Source organism: Mesorhizobium sp. ANAO-SY3R2, assembly GCF_042466635.1.
Lineage (GTDB): Bacteria > Pseudomonadota > Alphaproteobacteria > Rhizobiales > Rhizobiaceae > Aminobacter.
In genome coordinates this window covers 3,012,784-3,038,198 of sequence record NZ_CP159955.1, presented here as the reverse complement: position 1 = coordinate 3,038,198, position 25,415 = coordinate 3,012,784, and the positions used below count along the sequence as shown (strand labels likewise).

The window sequence follows — 25,415 nt, the reverse complement described above, 5'->3', positions numbered from 1 at the left end:
TTACCAAGCATGAACTGGCTGGACCTCAGTCCTGACGAATGGAATGCGGTTCATCTGTCGATCAAGGTTGGGCTGTGGGCGATGGCCGGCAGCCTGCCTTTCGGCATCCTCACGGCCCTGCTGCTGGCGCGTGGAAAATTCTGGGGCAAGTCGGTGCTCAATGGCATCATCCACCTGCCACTCGTCATGCCGCCCGTCGTCACCGGTTATCTTCTCCTGTTGAGCTTCGGCCGGCGCGGCCCGATCGGTGCCTTCCTTGCCGAGAATTTCGGCATCGTCTTCTCGTTCCGCTGGACCGGTGCGGCGCTTGCCTGCGCGGTCATGGGGTTTCCGCTGATGGTGCGCGCCATCCGTCTCTCAATAGAGGCGGTGGATCGCCGGCTGGAGGCGGCCGCCGGCACGCTCGGCGCAAGTCCACTCTGGGTGTTCTCGACCGTCACATTGCCCCTGATCCTACCGGGCATCGTCGCCGGAATGATCCTTTCCTTCGCGAAGGCGATGGGCGAGTTCGGCGCCACCATCACTTTCGTCTCCAACATACCCGGCGAAACCCAGACACTGCCCTCGGCGATCTATACGTTTACGCAAGTGCCCGGCGGCGATGCCGGTGCGATGCGGCTGACGCTGATCTCTATCGCCATCTCGATGGCGGCATTGTTGGTTTCCGAAGCCTTCGCCCGCCGCATCGACCGCCGTATGGTCATCGAATGACGCTGCTCGTCGATATCAACCACCGGCTTGGCGCGCTGAACCTCGACGCAAAATTCGAGAGTGCGGGCCATCTGACAGCGCTGTTCGGGCCGTCCGGCTCCGGCAAGACCTCGCTTATCAACATCATCGCCGGTCTCATCCGACCCGATGCCGGCCGCATCGTCATCGGCCAACGGACACTGGTCGACACCGAACGCGGTATCTTCGTTCCCGCCCACAAGCGCCGCGTTGGCTTCGTTTTCCAGGACGCGCGGCTGTTTCCCCATCTGAATGTCAGTTCCAACCTGCTCTACGGCCGTTGGTTCACGCCGGGCCGCGAGCGCTACGCCGATTTCGGCCATGTCGTCGACATGCTCGGCATCGGCCACCTGCTGGAGCGTCGCCCCGCCCACCTCTCCGGCGGCGAAAAGCAGCGGGTCGCCATTGGCCGCGCGCTGCTGGCAAGCCCGAAGCTGCTTTTGATGGACGAACCGCTGGCTTCGCTCGACGACGCCCGCAAGGCCGAGATCATGCCGTTTCTCGAGCGCCTGCGCGACGAGACCAGGATTCCGATCGTCTATGTCAGCCATTCCATCGCCGAGGTTGCCCGCCTCGCCACCGACATTGTCGTGATGGCCGAGGGCAAGGTTGCCGCTGCCGGGCCCACTTCCGCGATCATGCAGCGGCTCGACCTGTTGCCGCCGGAGGAGGTGGGCGAGGGCGGTGCTGTGCTCGACATGAAGGTTCTTTGCCACGACGAGGCGTTCGGCATGACCGTTCTTGGGGCGGCGGCAGGCGAGATACGCGTGCCGCGCGTCGCCGTGCCTGAAGGCGTCATGGTCCGTGTCCGCGTCAGGGCACGCGACGTCATGATCGCTACCGAGCTGCCACGCGGACTCAGCGCGCTCAATATCCTGCCCGGGCGCATCGCTGAAATCGGCGAGGTCAACGACGCGCAGGTCGATCTGCGCCTTGACTGTCATGGTGACGTGCTTGTCTCGCGCATCACCCGCCAGTCGTTCGAAACGCTTGAGCTGGCTCTGGGACGCGAGGTCTTTGCCGTCATCAAGACTGTTGCCTTCGATCGCGCCAATCTTTCTCCGGGGGCGCCGCTTGTGCTAACCAGCTGACAACTGGAGTAGCCGATGCCAACACTCAGCCTGCGCGTAGATCTCGACCCGAAGGGCCGTCTCGGCCCTGGCAAGGTGGCACTGCTCGAACAGATCGCCGCGACGGGCTCGATCTCGGCGGCGGCGCGCGCCATGGAGATGTCCTACAAGCGCGCCTGGGACCTCGTCGAAGAGCTCAAGGAAATTTTTGGCAAGCCGCTGGTGGCCGCCAAGACAGGCGGCAAGCGTGGAGGCGGCGCCGAGTTGACCGCGGCCGGCGAGCAGGTCGTCAGCCGATTCCGCGAGATGGAGCGCGTCGCAAACGAAGCGGCAGCACCGCACATCAGGGCGCTGCAGGCCGAGATCGCCGCAAAGTAGCGCCTATTTGCCGAGCTCGATCGAGCGCAGCCGTGCCGCTTCCACGGCATCGGTGAGCAGATTCTTGAGTCGGTCCTCGCCCATCAGCACGTTGAGCGCCGCGGCCGTCGTGCCATTCGGGCTGGTCACCTGGCGGCGCAGCACGGCCGGGTCTTCGCGGCTTTCTGCGGCGAGGCTGGCTGCGCCATAGACCGTCTGCATGGCCAGCAGCGCTGCCGTCTTGGGCGGCAGTCCGGCATTTTCCGCTGCCGCCGTAAGGCACTCGATGAAATGGAAGATATAGGCCGGGCCCGAACCGGAAACGGCAGTCACCGCATCCATCAGCCCCTCGTCGGCGATGGTCGCGACCTCGCCGCTGGCCGACAGCAGGTCGCCGACGAAATCCTTCGTCTGCGCGCTGACATGGTCGTTGGAATAGAGGACCATCATGCCCTTGCCGATGGCCGCAGGCGTGTTCGGCATGCAGCGCATGATCGGGGTTTTCGATCCCAGGATCTCAGTGAAGGTAGCGACGGGCGTGCCGGCTGCGACGCTGACGAAGGTCGTCCTGGCATTGCCGAAGCGGCGATAGCCCGATGTGACGTCGCGAATGACTTGCGGCTTGACCGCAATGACGACGACCTCGGGATCGGCATCGACGGGGATGCCGCCTACTTCTGAGGCGACGCGGCTACCCAGTGCGGCGGCACGGGCGCGCAACTCTGCGTTGGGCTCGACCACGAAGGTCTCTGCCGGCGCGAGCTTGCCCGAATTGAGCCAGCCCGTGAGCATGGCGTAGCCCATGTTGCCGCAACCGGCGAGGATCAGTCTGATGGTCATTCGATGCCCTCCGAATACCCTGACATAGACCGTCTTGGCCTCAGGCGGAAGTGTCAAGCGCCACTCAGCGTGCGCTGTCCAGTCTCTTGCTGAAAGCGTTGGTGAAGGCGATGCCGGCGTTCGGTGTGGCTTCCGCCAGAGCCACATCCATGAAGTCGTCGGTGATATGGACCACCGCGAACCCGCCCATGAAGGCAGCCTTGGGTTTGAAGAGATCGAGCCCGGCAGCCCTATAGATCATCGGTGTGTCGTGCTGGTGGCCGTGGAAGATGCCCAAGACGTTGTAGCCATCGATGGCCGCGCTCAGTGCGCGCCGCTCGTCGTCGCTCCACCAGTGCGGCTTGCCGCTGCCCGTTGCGTCGAATTTGTGGGCGGCCGGATCCCATCTTTCAGTCGAGAATGGATCCCAGCCATAATGCTGGAACAGGATCACCGGACGCCCGTCGCTGGCTTTCGTCTTGAGGTCCGCTTCCAGCCAGGGAAGCGCGCTGATGGCGCCCTTGGTCATATCTCCCGCGAAGCGATGGGCCTGGACGAGATGCAGACCGCCCCAGTCCCATGAATAGCTGTCGGAAAGCGCATCGTAGTTGGCCACCGGCACCAGCGGCTTGAAGAAGACGCCCGGCCGATGGTTGAGTTCGACATAGTCGCGCATCTCGTGCCGGTACCGGTCGACATGCTCAGGCGGCCCGTCCTGGTCGAGATCGTGGTTGCCGAGCCCGACATAGACGGGCACATGCACCTGGTCCGGTCCAGCCCCTTGCTGATAGCGTTGGCTGAACTGCAGCAACTGCGTGCCCTCGCGTGGCGTCATCGCCTGTCCGCCGCCATCGTCGGTCATGTCCCCGCCGATCACCAGACCGAGCGACCGGCCGATTCGTTGGCCGACCCCGGCCAGCCCAGTCGCCACGCCGCCGATCTCGCGCGGCCACGCCAGTTCGCCGACCTCGTTCAGGGCCGCGATATGGCGGCGCAGATTTTCGTCGGTCTTGCCCTCGGCCTGGCAATGCGGGGAGAGGCCGTCGCCCATGCGGCACGTATGGACGTCGGCGGCAAACAGGAATGTCGCGTCGACCTTTGGCCAACTGTCAGTTCGCGCCGCCGGTACCTTGAGCAGTGACGCGAGGCCAATGCCGAGCGTCTGGGCGAGGATACGACGTCTGGTGACGTAGTTAGCCATGAGGCAAGAATGACTTGCCCGCCGATGCCGATCAAGGGTGCCGCGTCGACTGCCGGGGGAAGCGAGATTAACTCTTTGTTTTCCAAGCCTGTCTAGCGTGCGGTCAACGACCGGACCCCCGATCTGGCGCAGTGCATTGGAACAGTCCAGGACTATGGCCGAACCCTCGAACCGCGACGATGAATGGCGGCGCAAGCATTCCCTGCTGGCGCGGTGGCAGGACGATACAGCCAATACGCTGCGCAACACATCGCTGCTTTCGATCGTCGTTGACGAGCACGATGAGGCGGATGTGGTGGACCCGGCCACTTTGCATCGCATGGCGCGTTTCTGCCGTGAACGGGAGCGCGCAGCCCCCGACGCCGTTGCGGAAGCTGTCGAAACTTTCCGGCCCGAACTTCGCACCGAACCTTTCGAAGCTGCCTATGCACCGGAGCCTGCAGTCGACGCGCCTCATCCCGATCCGTCCGCCAACTCCCAACTGTTGGCCGCCCCGGTTGATTATCCTTGGCAACCCGCACCCAGTTCGGCTACCCATCTGGAGCCCTCGGCGCCAGCGAGCCAGATAGACGAGATCAGCGAAAGCCTGCGCGAGGTCCGCAACGAGTTGAACCTGCTCAGGGAACGGCGTGCCCGCCGCTACTTCTGACATTTCTCCCAAGCGGTTTCGAGTTTACGGCACAGAACGCCGCAATGGTGGCTTTGCCGGCCTGAAGTTTGATGGCAATGCTTGCGTCGCAAGGCGCATGACACGGAGTGGCCTATGGCTGACATCATCGACGGAAAGAGTGCCGCGGCCCAGGTCGTCGAAGGCGTCAAGAAATCCGCTGCGGCACTTGGCGCGCACGGCATCAAGCCTGGTCTCGCCGTGGTCATCGTCGGCGAGGATCCGGCGAGCCAGGTCTATGTCGCCAACAAGTCGCGCACGGCCAAGGAATGCGGCTTCCATTCGGTCCAGCACACGCTTGCTGCTGAAACCTCCGAAGCCGAACTGGTGGCGCTGGTCGAGAAGCTCAATGCCGACCCTGATATCCACGGCATCCTGGTGCAGTTGCCGCTGCCCGCGCATATCGATGCCGGCAAGATCATCCAGACGATTGCACCCGACAAGGATGTCGACGGCTTCCACTTCATCAATGTCGGCAAGCTGGCAACCGGCGAACTCGACACGGCCTTGGTGCCGTGCACGCCTGCCGGTTCGATGCTTTTGATCGAGAAGCGGCACGGCAAGGACCTGTCGGGCCTGAGCGCTGTCGTCGTCGGCCGTTCCAACATCGTCGGCAAGCCGATGGCGAGCCTGCTGCTTGCCGCCAACGCCACGGTCACTATTGCCCACAGTCGCACGAAGGACCTGCCGGCGCTGTGCCGCACGGCAGACATTCTCGTTGGCGCCGTCGGTCGACCCGAGATGATCAAGGGCGACTGGGTCAAGCCGGGTGCGACCGTCATCGATGTCGGCATCAACCGCGTTCCCGCACCCGACAAGGGTGAAGGCAAGTCGCGGCTGGTCGGCGACGTCGAATTCGCCTCGGCCGAAAGGAATGCCGGCGCCATTACCCCGGTTCCCGGTGGTGTCGGCCCGATGACCATCGCCATGCTGATGGCCAACACGCTGGTCTCGGCCTACCGCCACGCCGGCCTCGAATACCGGGGGCTCTGAGTGACAGCGGCGTTGTCCAGTCCAGCGCCGCTCAACTGCCCGAATTGGCGCATTCGGTAGATTTTGCGCCATGTCGGAATCGCACGCCGTCGGCCGCCAGTTCGCCTTCCTCCTTGTCGACCGGTTCTCGATGTTCACGCTCGCTGCCGCCATCGACACCTGTCGGTCGGCCAACCGCCTGCTCGGCCGCGATGTCTATAGCTGGACCACTGTCTCGGCCGATGGGGAAGCGGTCATCGCCTCCAACGGCCTGCCGCTGAAGGTCGACTACAGCGTCGCCGACATCCCGCCCGTCGACATCCTCTTCGTCTGCGTCGGTGTTGCCACGGAATTCTCCGGCAAGAGCAAGGTGCTGGCGGCACTCCGCTCCTGGGGCCGCCGCGGCGGCTCGCTGGGCGGACTTTCGGTCGGTTCCTACCTGCTTGCCGAGGCCGGGCAGCTCGACGGCTACCGCTGCACCATCCATTGGGAAAACCGCGCCGGCTTCATGGAGAGGTTTCCCGACATCGAGTGCACCAACAACGTCTTCGAGATCGACCGCAAGCGCTACACCTGCGCCGGTGTCACCACCTCGATCGACCTGATGCTCGAGATCGTCAAGCGCGACTTCGGCGCCAATCTCGCCAACGAGGTGGCGAACCAGTTCCAGCACGAGCGCATCCGCTCGGCCGGCGACCGCCAGCGCGTTGGGCCCGAGCGCGACCTCTCGGGCAAGTCGGACAAGCTCAAGCGCATCGTCGAACTGATGGCCGATCATCTCGACGAGCCGCTGTCGGCGGTGCAACTCGCCAAGACCGCCGGTCTGTCCGTCCGCCAGGTCGAACGCCTGTTCCTGCGCCACCTCAACGTCACGCCGGGGCGATACTACATGCGCCTGAGGCTCGAACGCGCCCGCGAGCTGTTGCGCCAGACCAACATGCCGATCCTCGATGTCGCGATCGCCACCGGCTTCACCTCGCATTCCTACTTCGCCCAGAGCTACCGGCTGCAGTTCGGCCGGCCGCCGAGCGAGGAACGGCGGACGACGTATTGATCGACGGGCGGGTTGTCAGGCTTGGACCCGTTGATTAGCGTCGCCGCCCATCCAACCGAGTCGGCGAGGCCAGCATGAAGGCGTTTTCACGAAGCATCCTGGTGTCGGCCGCGCTGCTGTCGGCTGTGGCGAGCGCAAGTGCTGCCGACCGGGCGATCGTCGTGCTCGATGCCTCGGGCTCGATGTGGGGGCAGATCGACGGCAAGCCCAAGCTGGAGATCGCCCGCGACGCCTTGCGCTCGGTGCTGAAGACCGTGCCCGCCGGCACAGAGATCGGGCTCATGGCCTATGGCCATCGCGACAAGGCCAGCTGTTCAGATATCGAGCTTGTCGTCCCGCCCGCGGCAGGCTCGGCGGACGCCATCACCGCCGCCGCCGACAGCCTGAAGTTCCAGGGCAAGACGCCGCTGACGGCGGCAGTCAAGCAGGCGGCGGAAGACCTCGACTACATCAAGCAGAAGGCGACAGTGATCCTGATCACCGACGGGCTCGAGAGCTGCAAGGGCGACCCTTGCGCGCTCGGCAAGGAGCTCAAGCAGTCGGGTGCTGGCCTCACTGTCGATGTCGTCGGCTTCGGCCTCACCGCCACAGAGGGCAGGCAGGTTGCCTGCCTCGCCGAGAACACCGGCGGCAAGTACATCCAGGCATCTGACGCCAGGGGGCTCCAGGCGGCGCTGGCGCAGACTGTTGCCGCGACTGCGGTAGCGCCGGCACCTGCGCCGGAGCCTGCGTCTGTACCGGCAGTCACTCCGGCGGAGCCGGTAAAGACCGCAACCGAAGCTACCGAACAGGTCGGCGTCGGCCATGTCGTGCTCAAGGTGCTGTATGCGCAGGATGGTGAAGAAGTCGAAGCATCTGGCCTCGACGTGAAGATCTACAAGACTGCAACGAATGCAGGCGGCAGCCGCGAGCAGGTTTCGCAAGGGGCGGGGCCGGACACGAATTTCGACCTGCCTGCCGGCGACTATGTCGCCGTGCTGCGCCTGGACCAGGCCGAGGTCGAGCAGCCCTTCAGCGTCCGCACCGGCGAGACCAGTGATGTAACGGCCGTGATCGACGCCGGCATACTCGCGATCACCGCGCCAGGTGCGACGTCGATCAAGGTGTTTTCCGCTGGCAGGGACAATCAGGGCAATCGCAAGGAATTCGGCCACGCCTTCGCCGACAAGCACCAGACGACCTTGCCGGCCGGCGACTATGTCATCGAGGCCGAGACCAACGGCGGCAAGAAGGAGGGGGCGGCTTCCGTCCATGCCGGCGAGCGCAGTGAAGTGACGATCCCTTAGAGCGCCGTGCGTCTGAATGGACGCACATGGGACGCACCAGACTATTGAATCTGCGCGTCGTGCTTACCGAGAATCGATTCTGATTTTCGGGCCGATGCGCCAGGCTTGCAACTTTCGGGATGTACGGATATTCAGGCAGTACAACTCGTCAAAGAAAGGAGGGCTGCGTGATCGTGCATTTTTATCACCATCGTCAGCGCGGCCCCGTCCACGCCCTGCAAATGCGTTTGCAGGGCTGACCACAGACGAGACGCCTAGCGTTCTCTTTTCCGGTCTGCCCTTCGTGGTGATGCAGTGCTGAGCCTGTGCTCGCGCGCATCGTGAACTTCCCACCGGACCCGGCTTTGCCCTTTGCGCATACCCTTGATCGGGTGCGGGCGACGGTCCGGACAGACCAGAGAACGAACATGGCCTTGATCAATCTGCGGTCCCTCGGCGTCACCATCGGCGTGCCGCTTTTCTCCAACCTCAATCTCGCCATCGAGCCCGGCGACCGTCTCGGCATCGTAGCCGCCAATGGCCGTGGCAAGTCCACGCTGCTGCGCTCGATCTCCGGCAGCTTCGAGCCGACATCGGGCGACATCACACGGGCGCGCGGCCTGCGCGTCGGCCATGTCGAGCAGGACGTTCCGGCCAGCCTGACAGACGTGACCTTCTACGACGCGGTGCTTCAGGCATTGCCCGCCGATCAGGCCGAGAGCGATAGCTGGCGCGTCGATGTCGTGCTTGAGTCGCTCGAAGTGCCCGAAGCATTGCGCCAGCGGCCTCTGTCGCAGCTGAGCGGCGGCTGGCAGCGGCTGGCGCTGCTTGCCCGAGTCTGGGTGACCCAGCCCGACATGCTATTGCTCGACGAGCCGACCAATCATCTCGACCTCGCCCGGATCGGCCAGCTGGAAGAATGGCTGAATGCGCTGCCACGTGACGTGCCGGTGGTCATCTGCAGCCACGACCGTGCATTCCTCGATGCGGTGACCAACCGGACGCTGTTTCTACGCCCGGAAAACTCCCAGGTCTTTTCGCTGCCTTATACCCGGGCACGCGCGGCGCTTGACGAGATCGACGCTTCGGAAGCGCGGCGCTTCGAGAAGGACATGAAGACGGCCCAGCAGCTGCGCCGCCAGGCCGCCAAGCTCAACAATATCGGCATCAATTCGGGCAGCGATCTGCTGGTGGTGAAGACCAAGCAACTGAAGGAGCGGGCCGAGCGGCTGGAAGAGGCCGCGCGTCCCGCCCATCAGGAGCGCTCGGCTGGCGCCATCAGGCTTGGCAATCGCGGCACCCATGCCAAGGTGCTGGTCACGCTCGACGATGCGCCGGTGACGACACCCGACGGCACGCTGTTGTTCAGGACCGGCAAGCTCTGGATCCGCCAGGGTGACCGGGTGGTGCTGCTCGGCCGCAACGGGGCGGGCAAGACGCGGCTGGTCAACATGGTCAGGCAGGCGATCGCCGCACCCGACGTCGCCGTGGACGGCGTCAAGGCGACGCCCTCGCTGGTGCTCGGCTATGGCGACCAGGGCCTGTCCGACTTGGCCGACAAGGATACGCCGCTTGGCGTTCTCACCCGCCGCTTCGAGCTGGGCGAACAGCGCGCCCGCACCTTGCTCGCCGGGGCAGGCATGAATGTCGAAATGCAGTCGAGCCCCATCGGCCGCCTGTCCGGCGGGCAAAAGGCGCGGCTGGGAATGCTGGTGCTCAGGCTGACCAACCCAAATTTCTACCTGCTCGATGAGCCGACCAATCATCTCGACATCGACGGCCAGGAGGCGCTGGAAGACGAATTGCTGAAGCACGAGGCCAGCTGCCTGCTGGTCTCGCACGACCGCAGCTTCGTCCGCGCCGTCGGCAACCGCTTCTGGCAGATAGAGAAGAAGCGGCTGGTCGAAGTGGAAAGCCCCGATGACTTCTTTGAGGAGGTGGCCGTTCTGAGGGCCTGACGTGCTTGGCCGCGGGCCGCGCGGCCAAGCACTTTGTTGCACTAAAAGATTGTATTAATACTAGAAAAGCAATCCCTGATCGCATAGACAGGGCGCCTTGATCAGGCGGTACGGGCCGAGCCGTGCCGCCGCGCCTTGCCTTTGGAGGGTACATGCTGAAACGTTTCGCCGCCGCAGCCCTTGTGTGCGCGATAGTCTCCGCCGCTCAGGCGGCCGAACGCACCATCATCGTGCTCGACGCTTCCGGCTCGATGTGGGGTGTCATCGATGGCAAGCCGAAACTCGAAATCGCCCGCGAGACCCTGCGCAACGTGCTGACTACCGTGCCGGCGGATGCCGAACTGGGGCTGATGGCCTATGGCCACCGCGAGAAGGGCAACTGCGACGACATCGAACTGGTGGTTCCGCCTGCGCCGGGCACCGCCGCCGCGATCACCGAGGCTGCAGACAGGATGCGCTTTCTCGGCAAGACGCCGCTGACGCAAGCCGTGCGCCATGCCGCCGAGGCGACGCGCTACACCGAGGAAAAGGCCACGGTCGTGCTGGTCACCGATGGTCTGGAGACCTGCAGCGCCGACCCCTGCGCGCTCGGCCGGGAGCTGGAAAAGTCGGGCGTCGATTTCACTGCCCATGTCGTCGGCCTTGGTCTTTCCCGCGACGAGGGACGCCAGGTTGCCTGCCTCGCCGAAACCACTGGTGGCCGGTACATCAAGGCCGACGACGCCGCGCAGCTACGCGAAGCGCTGAGCAAGACGGTCGCCGCCAAGGTGGAGACGCCGCAGCCGGTCACCTTGCCCAAGGCCGGCATCTCGGTGGGCGACAAGCCGACGATCGGCCAGAGCTTCGACGTCGCCTGGACCGGCCCTGCCGGCGCGAACGACTATATCGACATCGTGCCGGCCGGCACCGAGGAGATCGGCGGTGAGCTGTTCTTCGCCTATGTCAAGGAAGGCGCCACCCTGGCCATGCGCGCCCCGGGCGAGCCCGGGGCCTACGACATCCGCTACATCTGGGAAGGGCCCGACAAGCGCCATGTTCTTGCAAGCGCGCGCATCGAGGTCGTCGCCTCCGAGAATGCGCTCGTGGCACCGGCATCGGTCAGCGTTGGCCAGGGTTTCGAGGTCGCGTGGAAAGGGCCGGGCCAGGACGGGGACTATGTCGATCTCGTGGCGGAAGGGCACGTCGAGACTGCCGGCGAGCTCTCCTTTGCCTACGTCAAGGAAAGCAATCCTGTCCGCCTGAGGGCTCCTGGCAAGGCCGGTCCATATCTGCTGCGCTACATCCTGTCCGCGCCTGATGGCCGCAAGATGCTGGTATCCGTGCCCCTGGCCGTCACCGAGGCCACGGCCTCTGTGTCCTTCCCGCAGAGCGTGATGGCCGGCACCGAGATCAATGTCGCCTGGAAGGGACCCGCCGCAAGCGGCGACTATGTCGACCTCGTTCCGGCAGGCCGCGCTGATACGTCGGGCGAGATTTCCTTCTCCTATGTCGAGCAATCGCAGGATAGCGAAACCGTTGTGCTGCGCGCGCCCGCCGACGCCGGAAAATACCAGATCCGCTACGTGCTCGAGGCCGCCGATGGAAAACAGGTGCTGGCGTCGCAGCCGCTGGAGGTCAAGCCGGTCGAGGCATCCCTCAAGGCTCCCGCAGCCGTCGAGAAGGGGGCGCAGTTTGAGGTCGAATGGACCGGCCCTGCCGCGACGGGCGACTATGTCGACCTGGTACCGAAGGGCCACGCCGATACCACGGGCGAGCTGTCCTTCGAGTATGTAACGAGTGCGCAGGAGGAACGTAGGGTGGCGCTCACCGCCCCGGAGCAGGCGGGCGAATACGAGGTCCGTTATGTGCTCGAGGCGCCCGACGGCAAGCGGGTGGTCGCTTCGGCTCCGCTCATGGTCGAGTAGTCACAGATGGGCGGCTTGGGGCTTTGCGCTCATGCTATCGTGAGGTTTGCAGGGCCCGAAGAAGGAGGCCACCCATGCGCCCGATTCTGACCGCATTGATCCTCGCCGCTGCCGTAAACAGGGCGGCGGCAACGACCGTGACGCTGGAACTGCCAGGCGATGCGCCGGTCGACCGCCAGACGGTGACCTACAAATGCGACGGCCCGGCCGTGAAGGCCGAATATGTCAACGCAGGCGAAAATTCGCTCGTCATTCTCACGTTCGACGACCGGACGGTCGTTGCCGTCACGGTGTTGTCGGCAAGCGGCGCGCGATATGCCGGCCGGCAATATGTCTGGTGGACAAAGGGTGACAATGCCGATCTGTACGACCTGACCAGGGGCGAGGACGCCCCGCCCGTCTTTTCCTGCACGGCAAGCAGGTAGGGCGCTGCCACCGCCTTCAGGTCGGGATCGCGGCTTCACCGCCGAGCTTCTTGACCAGCGCGGCGGCCTTCCGGTCAAAGGTCACGAAGGTTGTTCCGCCTGCCTGTGCACCCTCGAATGCGATGACCCCGTCGGCGAAGTCGCCGCCGGCCAGCAGCATTGCGATACCGGCTTCCGCAGCGGGCCGGTTGGTCTCGACGATGCTGGATGCAAGCAGTCCTTGAAGTGAAGCCGCGACATCGGCAGCCGGGCGCTTGTAGCTCTGCCGCAGCACCCAGACGAATTCGCAGAGGGTGGTCAGCGGCACGGCGATGATCTCGGCCTTGTCGAGGGCCTGCAGTGCGGCCGCTGTCTGGATATCATCGTCCATGACCGCGATCCGCACCAGCACATTGGTGTCGGGCGTGACCTTCACCTTTTGCCGGCCCAGCCGTTGCGGATCGCCTGGTCGATCTCCTCAAGGGAGCGGGCCGGCTCTCCGGATCGGTGCAGACTGCCGATGAAGCCCTCAAGCCCGCGCTTGGACTTTATCGCACTGAGGCTCGCCTTGCCGCCAGGTAGGACCTCGACAGCGATCTTGTCCCCGGGCTTGACGCCCAGATGCTGAAGTACTTCCTTACGCAGCGTTACCTGGCCCTTGGCCGTGACGGTCAGGATGGTCATGGCAAACCTCCAGCTTCAAAGGTAAGGCAGAATTGCCTTACCATCAAGCAGGTCGTCATGCCGCCCCGAACGCGCTCGCGCCATGGTCCGCGCGGCCGACCATCTGGCGGAAGCCGGCGAACAGCTCGCGCCCCATACCATGTTCGTTGTCCGACAGGTCGCAGACGGGCTTTGGCCGCGAGGCGAGCTCGTCCGCCGACACGAGCACTTCGAGCGTGCCTGTTTCGGCATCGACACGGACCATGTCGCCGTCATGGATGCGGCCAATCAGGCCGCCTTCAAGCGCTTCCGGCGTGACATGGATCGCCGCCGGCACCTTGCCGGATGCGCCAGACATGCGCCCGTCAGTTACCAGTGCCACCTTGTGGCCGCGGTCCTGCAGGATGCCGAGCACGGTGGTCAGCTTGTGCAGTTCCGGCATGCCGTTGGCCTTCGGCCCCTGGAAGCGGATGACGGCGACGAAGTCGCGGTCGAGCTTGCCCGCCTTGAAAGCGTCGTTGAGCCTCTGCTGGCTGTCGAACACCAACGCCGGGGCCTCGACGATGCGGCGGTCCGGCTTGACCGCCGACGTTTTGATGATGGCGTGGCCGAGATTGCCGCTGAGTACCTTGAGCCCGCCGGTTGGCTGGAACGCCTTTTCTGCCGGGGCAAGTACTTTCTCGTCGCCGCTCACCTTGGGCGCTGCCTCGCGCACAACAGTTCCGTCGGTACCGAGCTTGGCCTCGATCGCATAGGGCCGCAAGCCTTCGCCCCATACGGTCTGGACGTCTTCGTGCAGGAAGCCGGCGTCGAGCAGTTCGCGGATCAGGAAGCCCATGCCGCCCGCCGCCTGGAAGTGGTTCACGTCGCAAAGCCCGTTCGGATAGACGCGCGCCAGAAGCGGCACGGCGTCGGACAGGTCGGAAATGTCCTGCCAGGTCAGGCGGATGCCGGCAGCGGCGGCAATGGCGATCAGGTGAATGGTGTGGTTGGTCGACCCGCCCGTGGCGTGCAGGCCGACGACGCCGTTGACCACCGAGCGCTCGTCGATCATGCGGCCAACCGGAATGTACTCGTTGCCAAGTGCCGTGATCGCCAGCGCGCGTTTTGCGGCTTCGCGCGTCAGCGCCTCGCGCAGCGGCGTTCCCGGATTGACGAAGGAGGCGCCGGGCGTGTGCAGGCCCATGATCTCCATCAGCATCTGGTTGGAATTGGCGGTGCCGTAGAAGGTGCAGGTGCCCGGGCCATGATAGGACTTCGATTCCGCTTCCAGAAGTTCGGCACGGCCGACCTTGCCCTCGGCATAGAGCTGGCGGATTCTGGCCTTTTCGTCATTGGGCAGACCCGAGGTCATCGGGCCCGCGGGGATGAAGACGGCCGGCAGATGGCCGAAGGTGAGGGCTGCAATAGCCAATCCCGGCACGATCTTGTCGCAGACGCCGAGATAGACTGCCGCGTCGAACATATTGTGGCTGAGGCCGATGGCCGTCGCCATGGCGATCACGTCGCGCGAGAACAGCGACAGCTCCATGCCGGGCTGGCCTTGCGTGACGCCGTCGCACATCGCCGGCACGCCGCCGGCGACCTGAGCGATACCGCCCGCTTCGCGCGCCGCTTGCTTGATCAGTTGCGGGAAGGTCTCGAATGGCTGATGCGCTGACAGCATGTCGTTGTAGGAGGTGATGATGCCGAGATTCGCCACCTTGTCGCCGCCCAGCGCAACTTTCTCCGAAGGGCTGCAGACGGCAAAGCCATGGGCGAGGTTTCCGCAGGAAAGCACGGCGCGATTGGCGGTCTTGGTGGCGGCATCAGTGACGCGGCCGAGATAGATCTCACGGCTGACCTTCGAACGCTCGCGAATGCGCTCGGTGATGGCTTCGATATCTTTCCTGGCGGTCATGGCCTTTGTCCTTTCAAAGCGGCGCCCGAAGCATGGGGGGATGCTTCGGGCCCGTGCATGAGCACGAAAATCGGGGGATTCTCTGCGAGCATCATGCACGAATTCAAAGTGCTGCAGCGTTCGTCGCGCGTCCCAGGACGAGCGGCGCTGCGAGGGCGTCCGCTTCAGGGCGCCCAGTAAATCTCGACCTCGCGGGGTGCGCGTTCCACGACTGTGCGGATCGGCAGCGCCCTTTCCGCCGCCATCGCGGCCTCGAACACCGCACGTTTTTCAGCACCTTCGATATGCACGGCGAGCAAGCCGGCACCGACAAGGCTCGCAAGAGCCAGCGTCAGACGCGGCTCGCCAGCGGTGTCCGCATGAACCGGCATCACGATGCTTGCCGAAGCGGGATCGAGCAGGGCGTCCAGTCCTTGCGCGTCGGGGAAGAACGAGGCCGTGTGACCGTCCGCACCCATGCCGAGGATGGCTGCGTCGAGCGGCCAGGGCAGGGCGCGCAAGGCGGCGTCGGCAAGGCTTGCTGCTTCCTCGACCGAGCCGGCCTTGTGATAGAGCGGCGCAAAGCGGGCAGCTGCCGCCTGGTTCTGCAGCAGGTTGGCCTTGGCCAGCGAGGCGTTCGAGCGCGCCGAGCTTTCGGGCACGAAGCGTTCGTCGACGAGTGTGACGATGACCCTGCTCCAGTCGAGTTCCTGCTGCGACAGCGCGGCGAAGAAGCGCCCCGGCGTGGTTCCGCCGGAGACGGCGAGCAAGGCCTCGCCACGCCGTGCGATCGCGGCTCGCAGCACGTCTGCAACCGTGCAGGCGAGTGCCGCCGCCAGTTCATCGCGCGTCGCAAATTCATTCCAGCGGGGAAGGTGACCAGCCATGGCGTCAGTTGCTTTCGTGCCAGGTGCGGCCGTCGCGTTCGATCAGGGCGATCGAGGCGGACGGGCCCCAGGTGCCGGCGGTGTAGCCTTGCGCTTCCTGGCGGCTCGATTCCCAAGCGTGCTGGATCGGGTCGATCCATTTCCAGGCGGCCTCGACCTCGTCGCGGCGCATGAACAGCGTCTGGTTGCCGCGCACGACGTCCATGACCAGCCGCTCGTAGGCGTCCGGCGCGCGGCCGTCGAAGGTCTGCGCAAAGCTCATGTCAAGCGGGATTTGGCGCAGGCGCATGCCGCCGGGGCCGGGGTCCTTGATCATGATGAACTGCTTCACGCCCTCGTCGGGCTGCAGGCGGATCACCAACTGATTGTTGAAGATCGGTCCAGCGTGCTCGCCGAAGATCGAATGCGGGATCGGCTTGAACTCGATGACGATCTCCGAGACGCGCGCAGCCAGCCGCTTGCCGGTGCGCAGGTAGAACGGCACGCCGGCCCAGCGCCAGTTGGCGATCTCGGCCTTGATGGCCACGAATGTCTCGGTATTGCTGTCGGCACCGAGTTCCTCGACATAGCCCGTCACCGGGCCGCCGGCCGAGGCGCCGGCACGATACTGGCCGCGCACTGTATGCTTGGGCGCTTCGTTGCCGTTGATGCGCTTCAGCGCGTTGAGCACCTTGAGCTTCTCGTCGCGCACGGCATTGGCCTCCATCGAGGCCGGCGCCTCCATGGCGACCAGGCAGAGCAGCTGCAGCATGTGGTTCTGCACCATGTCGCGCAGCGCGCCTGCCTTGTCGTAATAGGTCACGCGGTCCTCGAGACCGACCGTCTCGGCAACGGTGATCTGCACATGGTCGATATGCGCCGAGTTCCACAGCGGCTCGTAGAGCGCGTTGGCAAAACGCAGCGCCATCAGGTTCTGCACCGTCTCCTTGCCGAGATAGTGGTCGATGCGGAAGATCTGGTGCTCGCCGAAGTCGTCGCCGATCGTGTCGTTCAGTGCTTTGGCCGACTCGAGGTCGCGGCCGATCGGCTTTTCCACGACGATGCGCGAATCCGGCGTGACGAGCTTGTGCTCCTTGAGATTGTCGGAAATGTCGCCGAACAGGCTGGCTGCCACGGCGAGGTAGAAGACGCGGATGCGCTTGCTGTCGGCCAGAGACTGCTTCAGTTCGGCAAAACCGCTGCCGGACTTGGCGTCGATGGCGACATAGCTCAGCCGGTCGAGGAAGGTCTTGAGTTGTTCTTCCTCGATATATTCCGGCTTGACGTGGTCGGAGATGGCCTTTCGGGCGAAGGCGCGGAATTCCTTGTCGTCCATCTTGGTGCGCGAGGCGCCGATGATGCGCGTCGGCTCGGAAAACTGGTGGTCGCGCTGGCGGTGGTAGAGCGCCGGCAGCAGCTTGCGTTCCGACAGATCGCCAGTGCCCCCGAAAATGATGAAATCGAATGGGTCAACGGGAATGATCTGGCTGGTCATGGTCTTTCCGCTTCCAGGACGGTCGTCGTATTGCCGACACCGTATATGCTAATCGATTTAAAGATGCCAGTGTCCGCAACGTCACAGTTTCGTTTTTGCCGTAGCCGTTGTGCTCGCCAAGCATAGGGCTTTGACGCGGCTAGTCCAAGAATAAGCCAAGGGGCGATACGTCTGGTGTCGTGATGGCGCGCAAGCATTGAAGCGCACGTCCGCACCGGCTAGACCGCTTGGGAGGAAATGACAAAGGGCGGGAAGATCATGCGTCTGAAGGACAAGGTGGCGATCATCACCGGTGCGGCGGCCGGTTTCGGTGAAGGCATGGCAAAGCGATTTGCCGAAGAGGGGGCGAAGATCGTCGTTGCCGACCTGAACATGAAGGCGGCCGAGCGTGTCGCCGACGAGATCGGTGCCAACGCCATCGCCATCGCCACCGACGTTTCGCTCAAGTCCGAGTTCGACGAGATGGTCTATGCTGCCAAGAGTGCCTTTGGCCGCATCGACATCATGGTCAACAACGCTGGCTACACCCATCGCAATGGCGACATGCTTGAAGTCGAAGAGGATGTGTTCGACCTCATCACCGCGGTCAACATGAAGGCGATTTACCACGCCGCCCGCGCGGTCGTGCCGATCATGGAGCGGCAGGGCGGCGGATCGATCCTGACCACGGCGTCGACCGCCGGGCTCAGGCCGCGCCCAGGCTTGACCTGGTACAACGCCTCCAAGGGTTGGGCGATCACCGCCACCAAGTCGATGGCGGTCGAACTTGCGCCCAAGAACATCCGCGTCAACTGCCTCTGCCCGGTGGCCGGCGAAACCGGCATGCTGGAGCGGTTCATGGGGCAGGACACGCCCGAGATTCGCGAGAAATTCAAGGCCTCGATTCCTCTCGGCCGCTTCTCGACACCGCTCGATATCGCCAATGCCGCTTTGTTCCTCGTCTCCGACGAGGCAGCGCTGATCACCGGCGTGGCGCTCGAGGTCGACGGAGGCCGCTGCATCTGAGCGGATGTTCCGCTTGGTACCAGGCCGTTCACTTCTGAAACCTGGCCTTTCCGCTTGACCGCCGGGATGGGAGCCCTATTCCAATGGCTTAAACGCCAGCAGGAAACGCCATGCACAGGGTTGCGATCAGCGGTACCGGCATCTTCACGCCGAAGGAAGTCATCACCAATGCCGAGTTGGTGGCCTCCTACAACGAATATGCCCATCGGCAGAACATGCTCCACGCCGACGCCATCGAGGCCGGCGAGCGCGAGCCGATGGCGATGTCGTCGGAAGAGTTCATCGTCAAGGCGTCCGGCATAGAACGCCGCCACGTCATCAGCAAGTTTGGCGTCCTCGATCCCGGCATCATGCATCCGGTGCTGCCCGAACGCGCCGAGGACGAGCTGTCGCTGATGGCCGAAATTGCGGTGAAAGCGGCCGACGAAGCGATGAAGAAGGCAGGCCTGACCGCTGCCGACATCGACGCGGTGATTTGCGCTGCCTCCAACCATGAGCGCCCCTATCCTGCCATCGCCGTCGAGGTACAGCAGGCGCTCGGCATCAAGGGCTTCGCCTTCGACATGAATGTCGCCTGTTCCTCGGCGACCTTTGGCATCCAGATCGCCGCCGACATGATCCGCACCGGCTCCGTCCGCGCCGTGCTGATGGTCAATCCGGAGATCACCTCGGGCCACCAGGAATGGCGCGACCGCGACTGCCACTTCATTTTCGGCGACGTCTGTACCGCAGTCGTCCTGCAGCGAGCCGACGAGGTGAAGTCGGAAAACGCCTATGAGGTCGTTTCAACCCGCTGCCTCACCGAATTCTCCAACAATATCCGCAACAACAACGGCTTCCTGCGCCGCACCCGCGAAGGCCACATGGCCGACCGTCGCGACATGCAGTTCCATCAGGAAGGCCGGAAGGTCTTCAAGCAGGTGGTGCCGATGGTGGCCGAACTGATGCTCGGCCATCTCGCCGACCAGGGCATCGAGCCTTCGAACCTGGCGCGGCTGTGGCTGCACCAGGCCAACAAGGGCATGAACGACCTGATCGGCGCCAAGGTGCTGGGTCGCGAGCCGACGCGAGCCGAGCAGCCCAACGTGCTGCAGGACTATGCCAACACGTCGTCGGCCGGTTCGATCATCGCTTTTTCGAGATTCTCCGACGACCTGCCTTCGGGCAGCCTCGGTGTCATCTGTTCATTTGGCGCAGGCTACTCTGCCGGCAGCGTCATCGTCAGGAAGATCTGAGCCGCAGTCGCTCGACCACCCGGTCGGCCATGCGCTCGCAGCGCGCGCCATCGAACGGAAACACTTCCACGAAGCCGGCCGAAAGCCGCCTTTCGATGGCCGAACGCATCAGTCGGCGGGCCCGGAACAGCCGCGTCTTGACCGTTTCGGGCTTGAGCGACAGCTGCGCTGCGGTTTCCTCGATGCTCATTTCCTCGACGTCGCGGAGCATGAAGACGACGCGGAAAGCGGCCGGCAACTCGTCGATAGCCTGTTCCAGAAGCTCGCGCGCCTGCCGGCGGCCAAGCTCTACATCTGCCTCGGGCGGGATCAGCGACGTTGGAAACATGATCACCTGGCCTCCGTCCTTGCTGGCTGAGGCGTCGAGTTCTTCGATGCCGGCCACTGGTCGCCTGCGCCGCATGCGCGTCAGTGCTTCGTTGAGTGCGATCCGCGTCAGCCAGGTCGAGAATGCGGCATCGCCCTTGAAGCTGCCCAGCCGGGTGAATGCCCGGACATAAGTTTCCTGCACCACGTCCTCGGCTTCGCTGTCGTTGCGCATGATGGCGCGGGCCACGCGGAAGAGCCGCTGGTTGTTGCGCTTGATGAGCACGCGGACGGCGCCTTCGCCGCCTTGGCGGGCGAGCGCCACCAGTTCCTCGTCCGCCCGTCCGTCGAGATCGCCATGTTGGCGCAAGGCTGCCCGGTGCATGGTTCACCTCCTTCTTTGGTCTGTCGTTCACGAGTGGTCGACGAAGCCCTTGGCGATGATCTCGTCAACCGACGGAAACCCGTTCAGTGCCACATCGGGCAGCGGCGTGAGCGAGGCGGACACGGCGCCAGTTACGACCGGCGGCGGTGTCCCGACCACGATACGCCCGACCATCCCGGCCTCTTCGTGGGGCACGCAATAGTAGTCATACACCCCGGGCATCGCCAACGTTGCCGTGAAGGACTCGCCGGGCAGCAGATAGTCCGAATTCCAGGGCATTGCCCCCGCCGGGATGCGCAAGGGGCGGTCAAAGACGTCGGGATGATAGGCCGTGGTGGTGTGCGAATTCGCTGGATCGCGATTGGTCCAGCGCACAGTCTGTCCCGGCTCGATATGGACGCCCCATGGTTGGAACCAGACATGCGCGCCATTGTCCTTGCCGTGCATCTCGATTTCGACGATCTGGGCGGCGGAGAAGGCTGGCCTCGCCAGAAGCGCGGCGAGGAACAGTCCCCCGCCGCCTTCCATGATTTGTCGGCGCGTGACGATCATTTCGCTACCCGAGCCTCGTCAGCCTTGCTCACGTGCCATAGTACGACATGGACATGCGGCTCCTCTACGCCTGGGTGGCCGGCATTGTAGTAGACTTGGACATGGTCGACCTTGCCGCCGGGCGACGCCAGATTTTCGAAGCCCTTGTCCGGTTTGAGGTCCTTGATCGGCAACATGTAGATGGTGCTGACCAGTTTGCCCTTGTGGTCATAAGCAAGGAACGGACCTGCCGGCAGGGTGGCCGGATCGACGAAGAGCTGGCCCATGCCGGGCAGGAAGTCGGGCAATTTGACCAGGCTGCTGACGGCCTTGTACGGCGCGGCCGGCGGCGCCTTGTCCACATGGGCGGGATCGCGGGCAAGGGCCGGAAGCGATCCGGCGAGCAAGACGGCCAGTGCAACGGTAACAGGTTTCATCGAAACGTCTCCTTGGCTGCGCCCCCGCCAGATGCGGTGGCGTCGAACCATTGGACGCGGCATCGGTGAAAAGGTTCCCGGATATCCCCGGGCGGTCGATGAGTTGGCCCGTCGCGGGCACAAAAAAACCGGCGCGAACGCCGGCTCTCTTGTCGGTTGGTGCCGGTCAGAACTTGTAGTTCACGCCGACGCGGACCCCATCGGCGCTCCAGTCGCCGCGGACGATATCCCCGTCGATCAGGAAGTTGTCGTTGCCGAGGTCGGTGTGCAGATACTCCAGCTTGCCGGTCCAATTGTCGGTGAAGGCATATTCCATGCCGACGCCGGCGGCCCAGCCGAACCGTGTGGTGCTGTCGCTGAAGGACACGCCCGTTACGTTGTTATGCTCGGTGAGCTTAAGATTGCCGTAGGCCGCGCCGCCCGTGATGTAGGGCAGGAAGCGGTCGAAGGCATAGCCCAGTCGCGGTCGGAATGTACCGAACCACTGCGACTTGATTTCACAATCGAAGACATCACTGAAGCAAAAGACGCTGTCCTTTGCGCCCGACCAGGAAAGGTCGGTTTCGATGCCGAGCACGACGTTATTCGTGAACTGGTAGTTGTAGCCGACGGTGCCGCCGAAGTTCCAGCCATTGGAGTCCAGGCTGGCGAAGCGTTCACCTTCGATACTCCAGTCGCTGCTGCCCCAGTTGTAGCCGCCGACGAGACCGATATAGACACCCGTCCAGGTGAATATCGGCACCACCGGGATTGGCTCCTGGGGTAGAACGATGTCCGCGGCGAAGGCCGCACTTGTGGTGGAAAGTACTGCCGCGGCAATAGTTGCGCGGATAACACTGCTCTTGGTCAAGATCGCCTCCACTCGAAACAATGAAGAGATGCTATTTCAACCCAGCGCCCCGAAGTTACCCTACGTCATGTTTTGGGAAGCCGCTGTCGCAAATATGTGACAGGTTGCTAATATTCGACATGGCGCTCCGCCGAGCATGTTCTTCTTGAGCTCGAACAAAGAATGCCGGCTGGAAGCGCCGGTGACCGGCCCGCACCTTGCACCGTACATGGCGGACCTTGGGCCGGGTCGCATCGCGCCAGGCAAAACTGCCTCTTTCGAAGACGAGGCCGCTAGGAAGCCACTAGATCCTGTCCCGCAAGGCGAACCAGTTCAGCGCCAGGAACAGTAGCGGTGCGCGCAAACGCCGCCCGCCGGGGAAGGGCGGAATCTTCAGGTCCTCGATCAGCTTGAGCCGGTCGCGGTTGCCCGCCACCGTCTCGGCATAGAGCTTGCCGAAGAAGTTGGACAGCATCACCCCGTGGCCGGAGTAACCGCCGACGGAAATCACGTTGGGCATGACCTCGCGCACGAAGGGCTTGCGTGGCACGGTGATGCCGACATAGCCGCCCCAGCCATGGGTGATCTCGACATCCTTCAACTCAGGATAGATCTCGGTGATCTGCTTGCGGATGTGGATATGGATGTCCTTGGGGTCGTTGACGGCATAGATCTCACGTCCACCGAACAGCAGCCTTCCGTCCTTCGACTTGCGGAAGTAGCGCACGACGAAGCGGGAGTCATCGACCGACTCGCCGCCGGGAATTACAGGGGAATCCGCCCCCAGCGGCACGGTGGCGCCGATGAACGAGCCGATCGGCATGATGTGCGAGGCGCTGATCGGCTCGAGCTTGCCGCCATAGGCATTGGTTGCAATCAGGCATTTCTGCGCGGTGATCGTGCCGCGCGGAGTCGTCACCTTGACCTTGCCACTCTGCGAGATGATGCTGGTCGACGGCGTGTTCTCGAAAATCTGTGCGCCCGCTGCGGCGGCCACGCGGGCGGTGCCGATCACCAGCTTGAGCGGGTGGATGTGGCCGGTGCCGGTGTCGCGCGTGCCGCCATAGTAGTGCGTTGAGCCCAGCCGCTCGGCCGTTTCCTTGGCGTCCATGAACTTGACATGCGGATAGTCGAAGCGGCTGGCCATGATCTCGGCATGCGCCTTGTAGTCGTCGACATAGCGCGGCTTGTGGGCCACCGACATCTGGCCGGGCATGTAGTCGATGTCGATGGCATTGGCTGCAGCGAAGTCGAGGAGATGCGCCTTGGCTTCCTCGGCAAGGTCGAACAATGCCTTGGCGCGGGTGAAGCCGTACTCGCCTTCCAGTTCCTCCGCCCAGGCACGCTGGCCGGTGCCGAGCTGGCCGCCGTTGCGGCCCGAAGCGCCATCGCCGAAGCGATGCGCCTCGATCAGCACGACATTGGTGCCGGCCTTGGCGAGATGCGCCGCCGCCGAAAGTCCGGTGAAGCCGCCGCCGATGATGACGACGTCGGCCTGCCGGTCGCCGTCGAGGGCAGGGTATTCAGGCCGCGGGCCGGCAGTGTCTTCGTACCAGGAGAAGCCGGGCGAGATCGGGGATTGGTAGGGCATGATGCGTCTTTGATATTCACTTGTCCTGCCCTCCGCCGTTGCAGCCACCAGCGACGTCGAGACTTCGGTTTCGTTCAATTGCCGTGCCGAGACTATCAGCCCCAAGCTTTCGAATGGCAAGGGTGACTGGCCCGGCGCCGATGATTTCATTCGGCGCAAAAATTTCTACTGGAAATCGAAAATTGATGTGGGATTCCAGTGCGTTTGTCCGCCTTGCAGCCTTCCCGCCGCGATTGCCGGCCTGTAAGGAGGGCGTGGGGTACTAAAACGGGTGGGGAAGCGAATGTTCATTGCTCGTCAGGAGAGCGATCGGGCAGGATCCGGTCTGGACAGTCGCTACGGCCTGCCGCCTCCCTGCGGGAGAGGGCAACCCGCCGGCAGAAGAGCCTTTGGTGCGCACCCTGCGTCGCGCAGCATCCTGCTTGCAAAGTAGGCTTTTAGGCTAGTCCCTCAATTTTCCAGGGTTCCAGGCATGCGATCGGTCGGAAGACACGCCGCCGTCGCTGTCGATCCTGCGTAGCTTTCAATAGTTCCTGCCGCCATGACACTTCGCGTGCTTCTCTTCGCAATCCAGACCAGCCATTTCGGAAGCTGCAGGCTGCCGAAAGCCCTGAAGGAGGCTGGTTTCTGCGTCGGCGCGCTAGCGCCTAGAAGCAGCCTTGTTCACGCCTCGCGATATGTCGACGAGAGATTTAGGCTGGGCGCCCGCCGGTTTGAGCCGATCATCCGCCACGGCATCGAGAACGCATTTAAGAAGTTCGGGCCGGATCTCATCGTGCCTTGCGACGAGTGGGCAGCGGCGATCGTCAACCACTGGGTCGGGAAGGGAGGCGGATCGGGGCGGCGGCTTACTCCGCAGCTCCTGCAATGCCTTGAGCGGTCGCTAGGGCCTCTCCAGCGCTTGCCACAGCGCGCCTCCAAGCCCGATACGCTGGCGCTGGCGCGGGCAATCGGCGTCCTTTGCCCGCGAGAGACGATCGTGGAAGATTTCCCTGGTTGTGAGAAGGCGGCCGGGGAATATGGCTATCCGGTGGTGCTCAAGTTGTCCCATGGCGCCGCCGGAAGCGGTGTGAAGGTTTGTGAAACCAGGGAAGAACTGAAGGGGGCTTTCGGCAGCTTCAAACAGGCTCAGTTAAAATCTGACATCATGCTTCGCCGCCTGCTGAGGGGGGACTGGTTCGGGAGCAGGCTGGACATACTGGTGCAGGAGCATGTGTCAGGCCAGCCTGGCATGAGTTGTGCTAGCGCTGTCGACGGGCGCACCGTCTCCGTCCTCACCGGGTTGGTGGAGGCCACGACATCTCAGACTGGGCCTGCCAGTGTTGTCCACCTTGCCAACCAGCCTTTGATCGTCGACGCGACGATCAAGATGATCACAGCCTTCGGCGCATCCGGCTTCGTGTCCTTCGACTTCATCGTCGATGATCGCGGGCAGACCTATCTTCTCGAATGCAATCCGCGCCCCACGCCAATGCTGCATCTCGGCCCGCTTGTCGGCGTGGATCTGGCCAAGGCCTTGTTGGCGGGGCTGCAGAATGGGCGGTGCGATACAAACTGCGAAGTTCCAGCAGGCGAACGGACGGTTTCGATTTTCCCTCAAGAATGGGTCGGGGATCCGTCCAGCCCGTCACTGCGGGCGACCTACCACGATGTTCCCTGGGACGACCCTACGCTTCTTGCTGCCGTGATGCGCAAACGGCCGGTCAGAAGGCTGCGACGGCGGTTCCTATGACGGAACGGCGTGATCCGACCAAAGGCCGCGCCCATGGGCGCGGCCTGTGCCGATCACGTGT

25 protein-coding genes are annotated in these 25,415 nt (G+C 63.9%); 13 read left to right on the top strand and 12 right to left on the bottom strand.

Annotated elements, in window-relative coordinates; genetic code table 11:
• The first annotated feature begins 9 nt into the window (after positions 1 to 9).
• The 3 genes from modB to ABSY17_RS19475 are packed head-to-tail and all read left to right on the top strand — an operon-like array spanning position 10 to position 2,177.
• A complete protein-coding gene (modB, locus tag ABSY17_RS19485) occupies positions 10 to 711 on the top strand; it encodes a molybdate ABC transporter permease subunit (protein WP_378944249.1) in 702 nt (233 codons plus the stop codon).
• Entirely contained in the window at positions 708 to 1,820 is a 1,113-nt protein-coding gene (gene modC / locus ABSY17_RS19480) for a molybdenum ABC transporter ATP-binding protein (protein ID WP_378944246.1), read from the top strand. The genes modB and modC overlap by 4 nt, the downstream gene beginning before the upstream one ends.
• A gap of 15 nt (positions 1,821 to 1,835) precedes the next feature.
• Positions 1,836 to 2,177 (top strand): winged helix-turn-helix domain-containing protein, encoded by a 342-nt coding sequence (locus tag ABSY17_RS19475; protein WP_378944244.1) that lies wholly within the window; start codon positions 1,836 to 1,838, stop codon positions 2,175 to 2,177.
• A gap of 3 nt (positions 2,178 to 2,180) precedes the next feature.
• Here the strand turns inward: ABSY17_RS19475 and proC are convergent, their stop codons facing one another.
• Both proC and ABSY17_RS19465 read right to left on the bottom strand, forming a co-directional pair.
• Positions 2,181 to 2,996, bottom strand: coding sequence for a pyrroline-5-carboxylate reductase (proC, locus tag ABSY17_RS19470; RefSeq protein WP_378944241.1), 816 nt, complete (start codon positions 2,994 to 2,996; stop codon positions 2,181 to 2,183).
• Positions 2,997 to 3,060: 64 nt separating this feature from the next.
• Complete coding sequence (locus ABSY17_RS19465) at positions 3,061 to 4,176, bottom strand: metallophosphoesterase (protein ID WP_378944238.1); 1,116 nt, start codon at positions 4,174 to 4,176, stop codon at positions 3,061 to 3,063.
• Positions 4,177 to 4,330: 154 nt separating this feature from the next.
• Here ABSY17_RS19465 and ABSY17_RS19460 point away from each other — a divergent pair, with 154 nt between their 5' ends.
• From ABSY17_RS19460 to ABSY17_RS19430, 7 genes are all read left to right on the top strand, one after another.
• A complete protein-coding gene (locus ABSY17_RS19460; protein ID WP_378944236.1) occupies positions 4,331 to 4,825 on the top strand; it encodes a hypothetical protein in 495 nt (164 codons plus the stop codon).
• Between the two features lie 114 nt (positions 4,826 to 4,939).
• A complete protein-coding gene (gene folD / locus ABSY17_RS19455; RefSeq protein ID WP_378944233.1) occupies positions 4,940 to 5,836 on the top strand; it encodes a bifunctional methylenetetrahydrofolate dehydrogenase/methenyltetrahydrofolate cyclohydrolase FolD in 897 nt (298 codons plus the stop codon).
• 70 nt (positions 5,837 to 5,906) lie between these two features.
• Complete coding sequence (locus ABSY17_RS19450) at positions 5,907 to 6,869, top strand: GlxA family transcriptional regulator (protein WP_378944230.1); 963 nt, start codon at positions 5,907 to 5,909, stop codon at positions 6,867 to 6,869.
• A gap of 74 nt (positions 6,870 to 6,943) precedes the next feature.
• Complete coding sequence (locus ABSY17_RS19445; RefSeq protein WP_378944228.1) at positions 6,944 to 8,155, top strand: VWA domain-containing protein; 1,212 nt, start codon at positions 6,944 to 6,946, stop codon at positions 8,153 to 8,155.
• Positions 8,156 to 8,562: 407 nt separating this feature from the next.
• A complete protein-coding gene (locus ABSY17_RS19440) occupies positions 8,563 to 10,092 on the top strand; it encodes an ABC-F family ATP-binding cassette domain-containing protein (RefSeq protein WP_378944225.1) in 1,530 nt (509 codons plus the stop codon).
• 152 nt (positions 10,093 to 10,244) lie between these two features.
• Complete coding sequence (locus ABSY17_RS19435) at positions 10,245 to 11,996, top strand: VWA domain-containing protein (protein WP_378944222.1); 1,752 nt, start codon at positions 10,245 to 10,247, stop codon at positions 11,994 to 11,996.
• A gap of 74 nt (positions 11,997 to 12,070) precedes the next feature.
• Positions 12,071 to 12,421, top strand: coding sequence for an MliC family protein (locus ABSY17_RS19430; RefSeq protein ID WP_378944220.1), 351 nt, complete (start codon positions 12,071 to 12,073; stop codon positions 12,419 to 12,421).
• 16 nt (positions 12,422 to 12,437) lie between these two features.
• Here ABSY17_RS19430 and ABSY17_RS19425 read toward each other — a convergent pair whose 3' ends face one another.
• From ABSY17_RS19425 to zwf, 5 genes are all read right to left on the bottom strand, one after another.
• Positions 12,438 to 12,836: a type II toxin-antitoxin system VapC family toxin gene (locus ABSY17_RS19425; RefSeq protein WP_378944217.1), complete on the bottom strand. Its 399-nt coding sequence runs from the start codon at positions 12,834 to 12,836 to the stop codon at positions 12,438 to 12,440.
• Positions 12,833 to 13,084, bottom strand: coding sequence for an AbrB/MazE/SpoVT family DNA-binding domain-containing protein (locus ABSY17_RS19420; RefSeq protein ID WP_378944214.1), 252 nt, complete (start codon positions 13,082 to 13,084; stop codon positions 12,833 to 12,835). The genes ABSY17_RS19425 and ABSY17_RS19420 overlap by 4 nt, the downstream gene beginning before the upstream one ends.
• Before the next feature lie 55 nt (positions 13,085 to 13,139).
• Positions 13,140 to 14,963: a phosphogluconate dehydratase gene (gene edd, locus ABSY17_RS19415; protein ID WP_378944212.1), complete on the bottom strand. Its 1,824-nt coding sequence runs from the start codon at positions 14,961 to 14,963 to the stop codon at positions 13,140 to 13,142.
• Between the two features lie 164 nt (positions 14,964 to 15,127).
• Positions 15,128 to 15,829, bottom strand: a complete 702-nt coding sequence (gene pgl / locus ABSY17_RS19410; RefSeq protein ID WP_378944209.1) for a 6-phosphogluconolactonase — start codon at positions 15,827 to 15,829, stop codon at positions 15,128 to 15,130.
• A gap of 4 nt (positions 15,830 to 15,833) precedes the next feature.
• Positions 15,834 to 17,303: a glucose-6-phosphate dehydrogenase gene (zwf, locus tag ABSY17_RS19405; protein ID WP_378944206.1), complete on the bottom strand. Its 1,470-nt coding sequence runs from the start codon at positions 17,301 to 17,303 to the stop codon at positions 15,834 to 15,836.
• A gap of 258 nt (positions 17,304 to 17,561) precedes the next feature.
• On the opposite strand from zwf, the gene ABSY17_RS19400 reads away from it, so the two are divergent.
• Both ABSY17_RS19400 and ABSY17_RS19395 read left to right on the top strand, forming a co-directional pair.
• Positions 17,562 to 18,308 carry an SDR family oxidoreductase gene (locus tag ABSY17_RS19400; protein ID WP_378952887.1) on the top strand — a complete coding sequence of 249 codons (747 nt, stop codon included), beginning with the start codon at positions 17,562 to 17,564 and terminating at the stop codon, positions 18,306 to 18,308.
• Positions 18,309 to 18,418: 110 nt separating this feature from the next.
• A complete protein-coding gene (locus ABSY17_RS19395) occupies positions 18,419 to 19,543 on the top strand; it encodes a beta-ketoacyl-ACP synthase III (protein ID WP_378944203.1) in 1,125 nt (374 codons plus the stop codon).
• On the opposite strand, the gene ABSY17_RS19390 is transcribed toward ABSY17_RS19395, so the two are convergent.
• The 5 genes from ABSY17_RS19390 to ABSY17_RS19370 form a co-directional block, all read right to left on the bottom strand.
• Positions 19,530 to 20,234, bottom strand: a complete 705-nt coding sequence (locus tag ABSY17_RS19390) for an RNA polymerase sigma factor (protein WP_378944200.1) — start codon at positions 20,232 to 20,234, stop codon at positions 19,530 to 19,532. The two genes, ABSY17_RS19395 and ABSY17_RS19390, sit on opposite strands and share 14 nt — an antisense overlap.
• Before the next feature lie 27 nt (positions 20,235 to 20,261).
• Complete coding sequence (locus tag ABSY17_RS19385) at positions 20,262 to 20,786, bottom strand: plastocyanin/azurin family copper-binding protein (RefSeq protein ID WP_378944197.1); 525 nt, start codon at positions 20,784 to 20,786, stop codon at positions 20,262 to 20,264.
• Positions 20,783 to 21,202, bottom strand: coding sequence for a DUF5602 domain-containing protein (locus ABSY17_RS19380; protein ID WP_378944194.1), 420 nt, complete (start codon positions 21,200 to 21,202; stop codon positions 20,783 to 20,785). The genes ABSY17_RS19385 and ABSY17_RS19380 overlap by 4 nt, the downstream gene beginning before the upstream one ends.
• A gap of 166 nt (positions 21,203 to 21,368) precedes the next feature.
• A complete protein-coding gene (locus ABSY17_RS19375) occupies positions 21,369 to 22,052 on the bottom strand; it encodes an outer membrane protein (protein ID WP_378944192.1) in 684 nt (227 codons plus the stop codon).
• A 283-nt stretch (positions 22,053 to 22,335) separates the two neighbouring features.
• Positions 22,336 to 23,622, bottom strand: a complete 1,287-nt coding sequence (locus ABSY17_RS19370) for an NAD(P)/FAD-dependent oxidoreductase (RefSeq protein WP_378944189.1) — start codon at positions 23,620 to 23,622, stop codon at positions 22,336 to 22,338.
• Positions 23,623 to 24,175: 553 nt separating this feature from the next.
• On the opposite strand from ABSY17_RS19370, the gene ABSY17_RS19365 reads away from it, so the two are divergent.
• Positions 24,176 to 25,354, top strand: a complete 1,179-nt coding sequence (locus ABSY17_RS19365; protein WP_378944186.1) for an ATP-grasp domain-containing protein — start codon at positions 24,176 to 24,178, stop codon at positions 25,352 to 25,354.
• Positions 25,355 to 25,415: the final 61 nt, after the last annotated feature.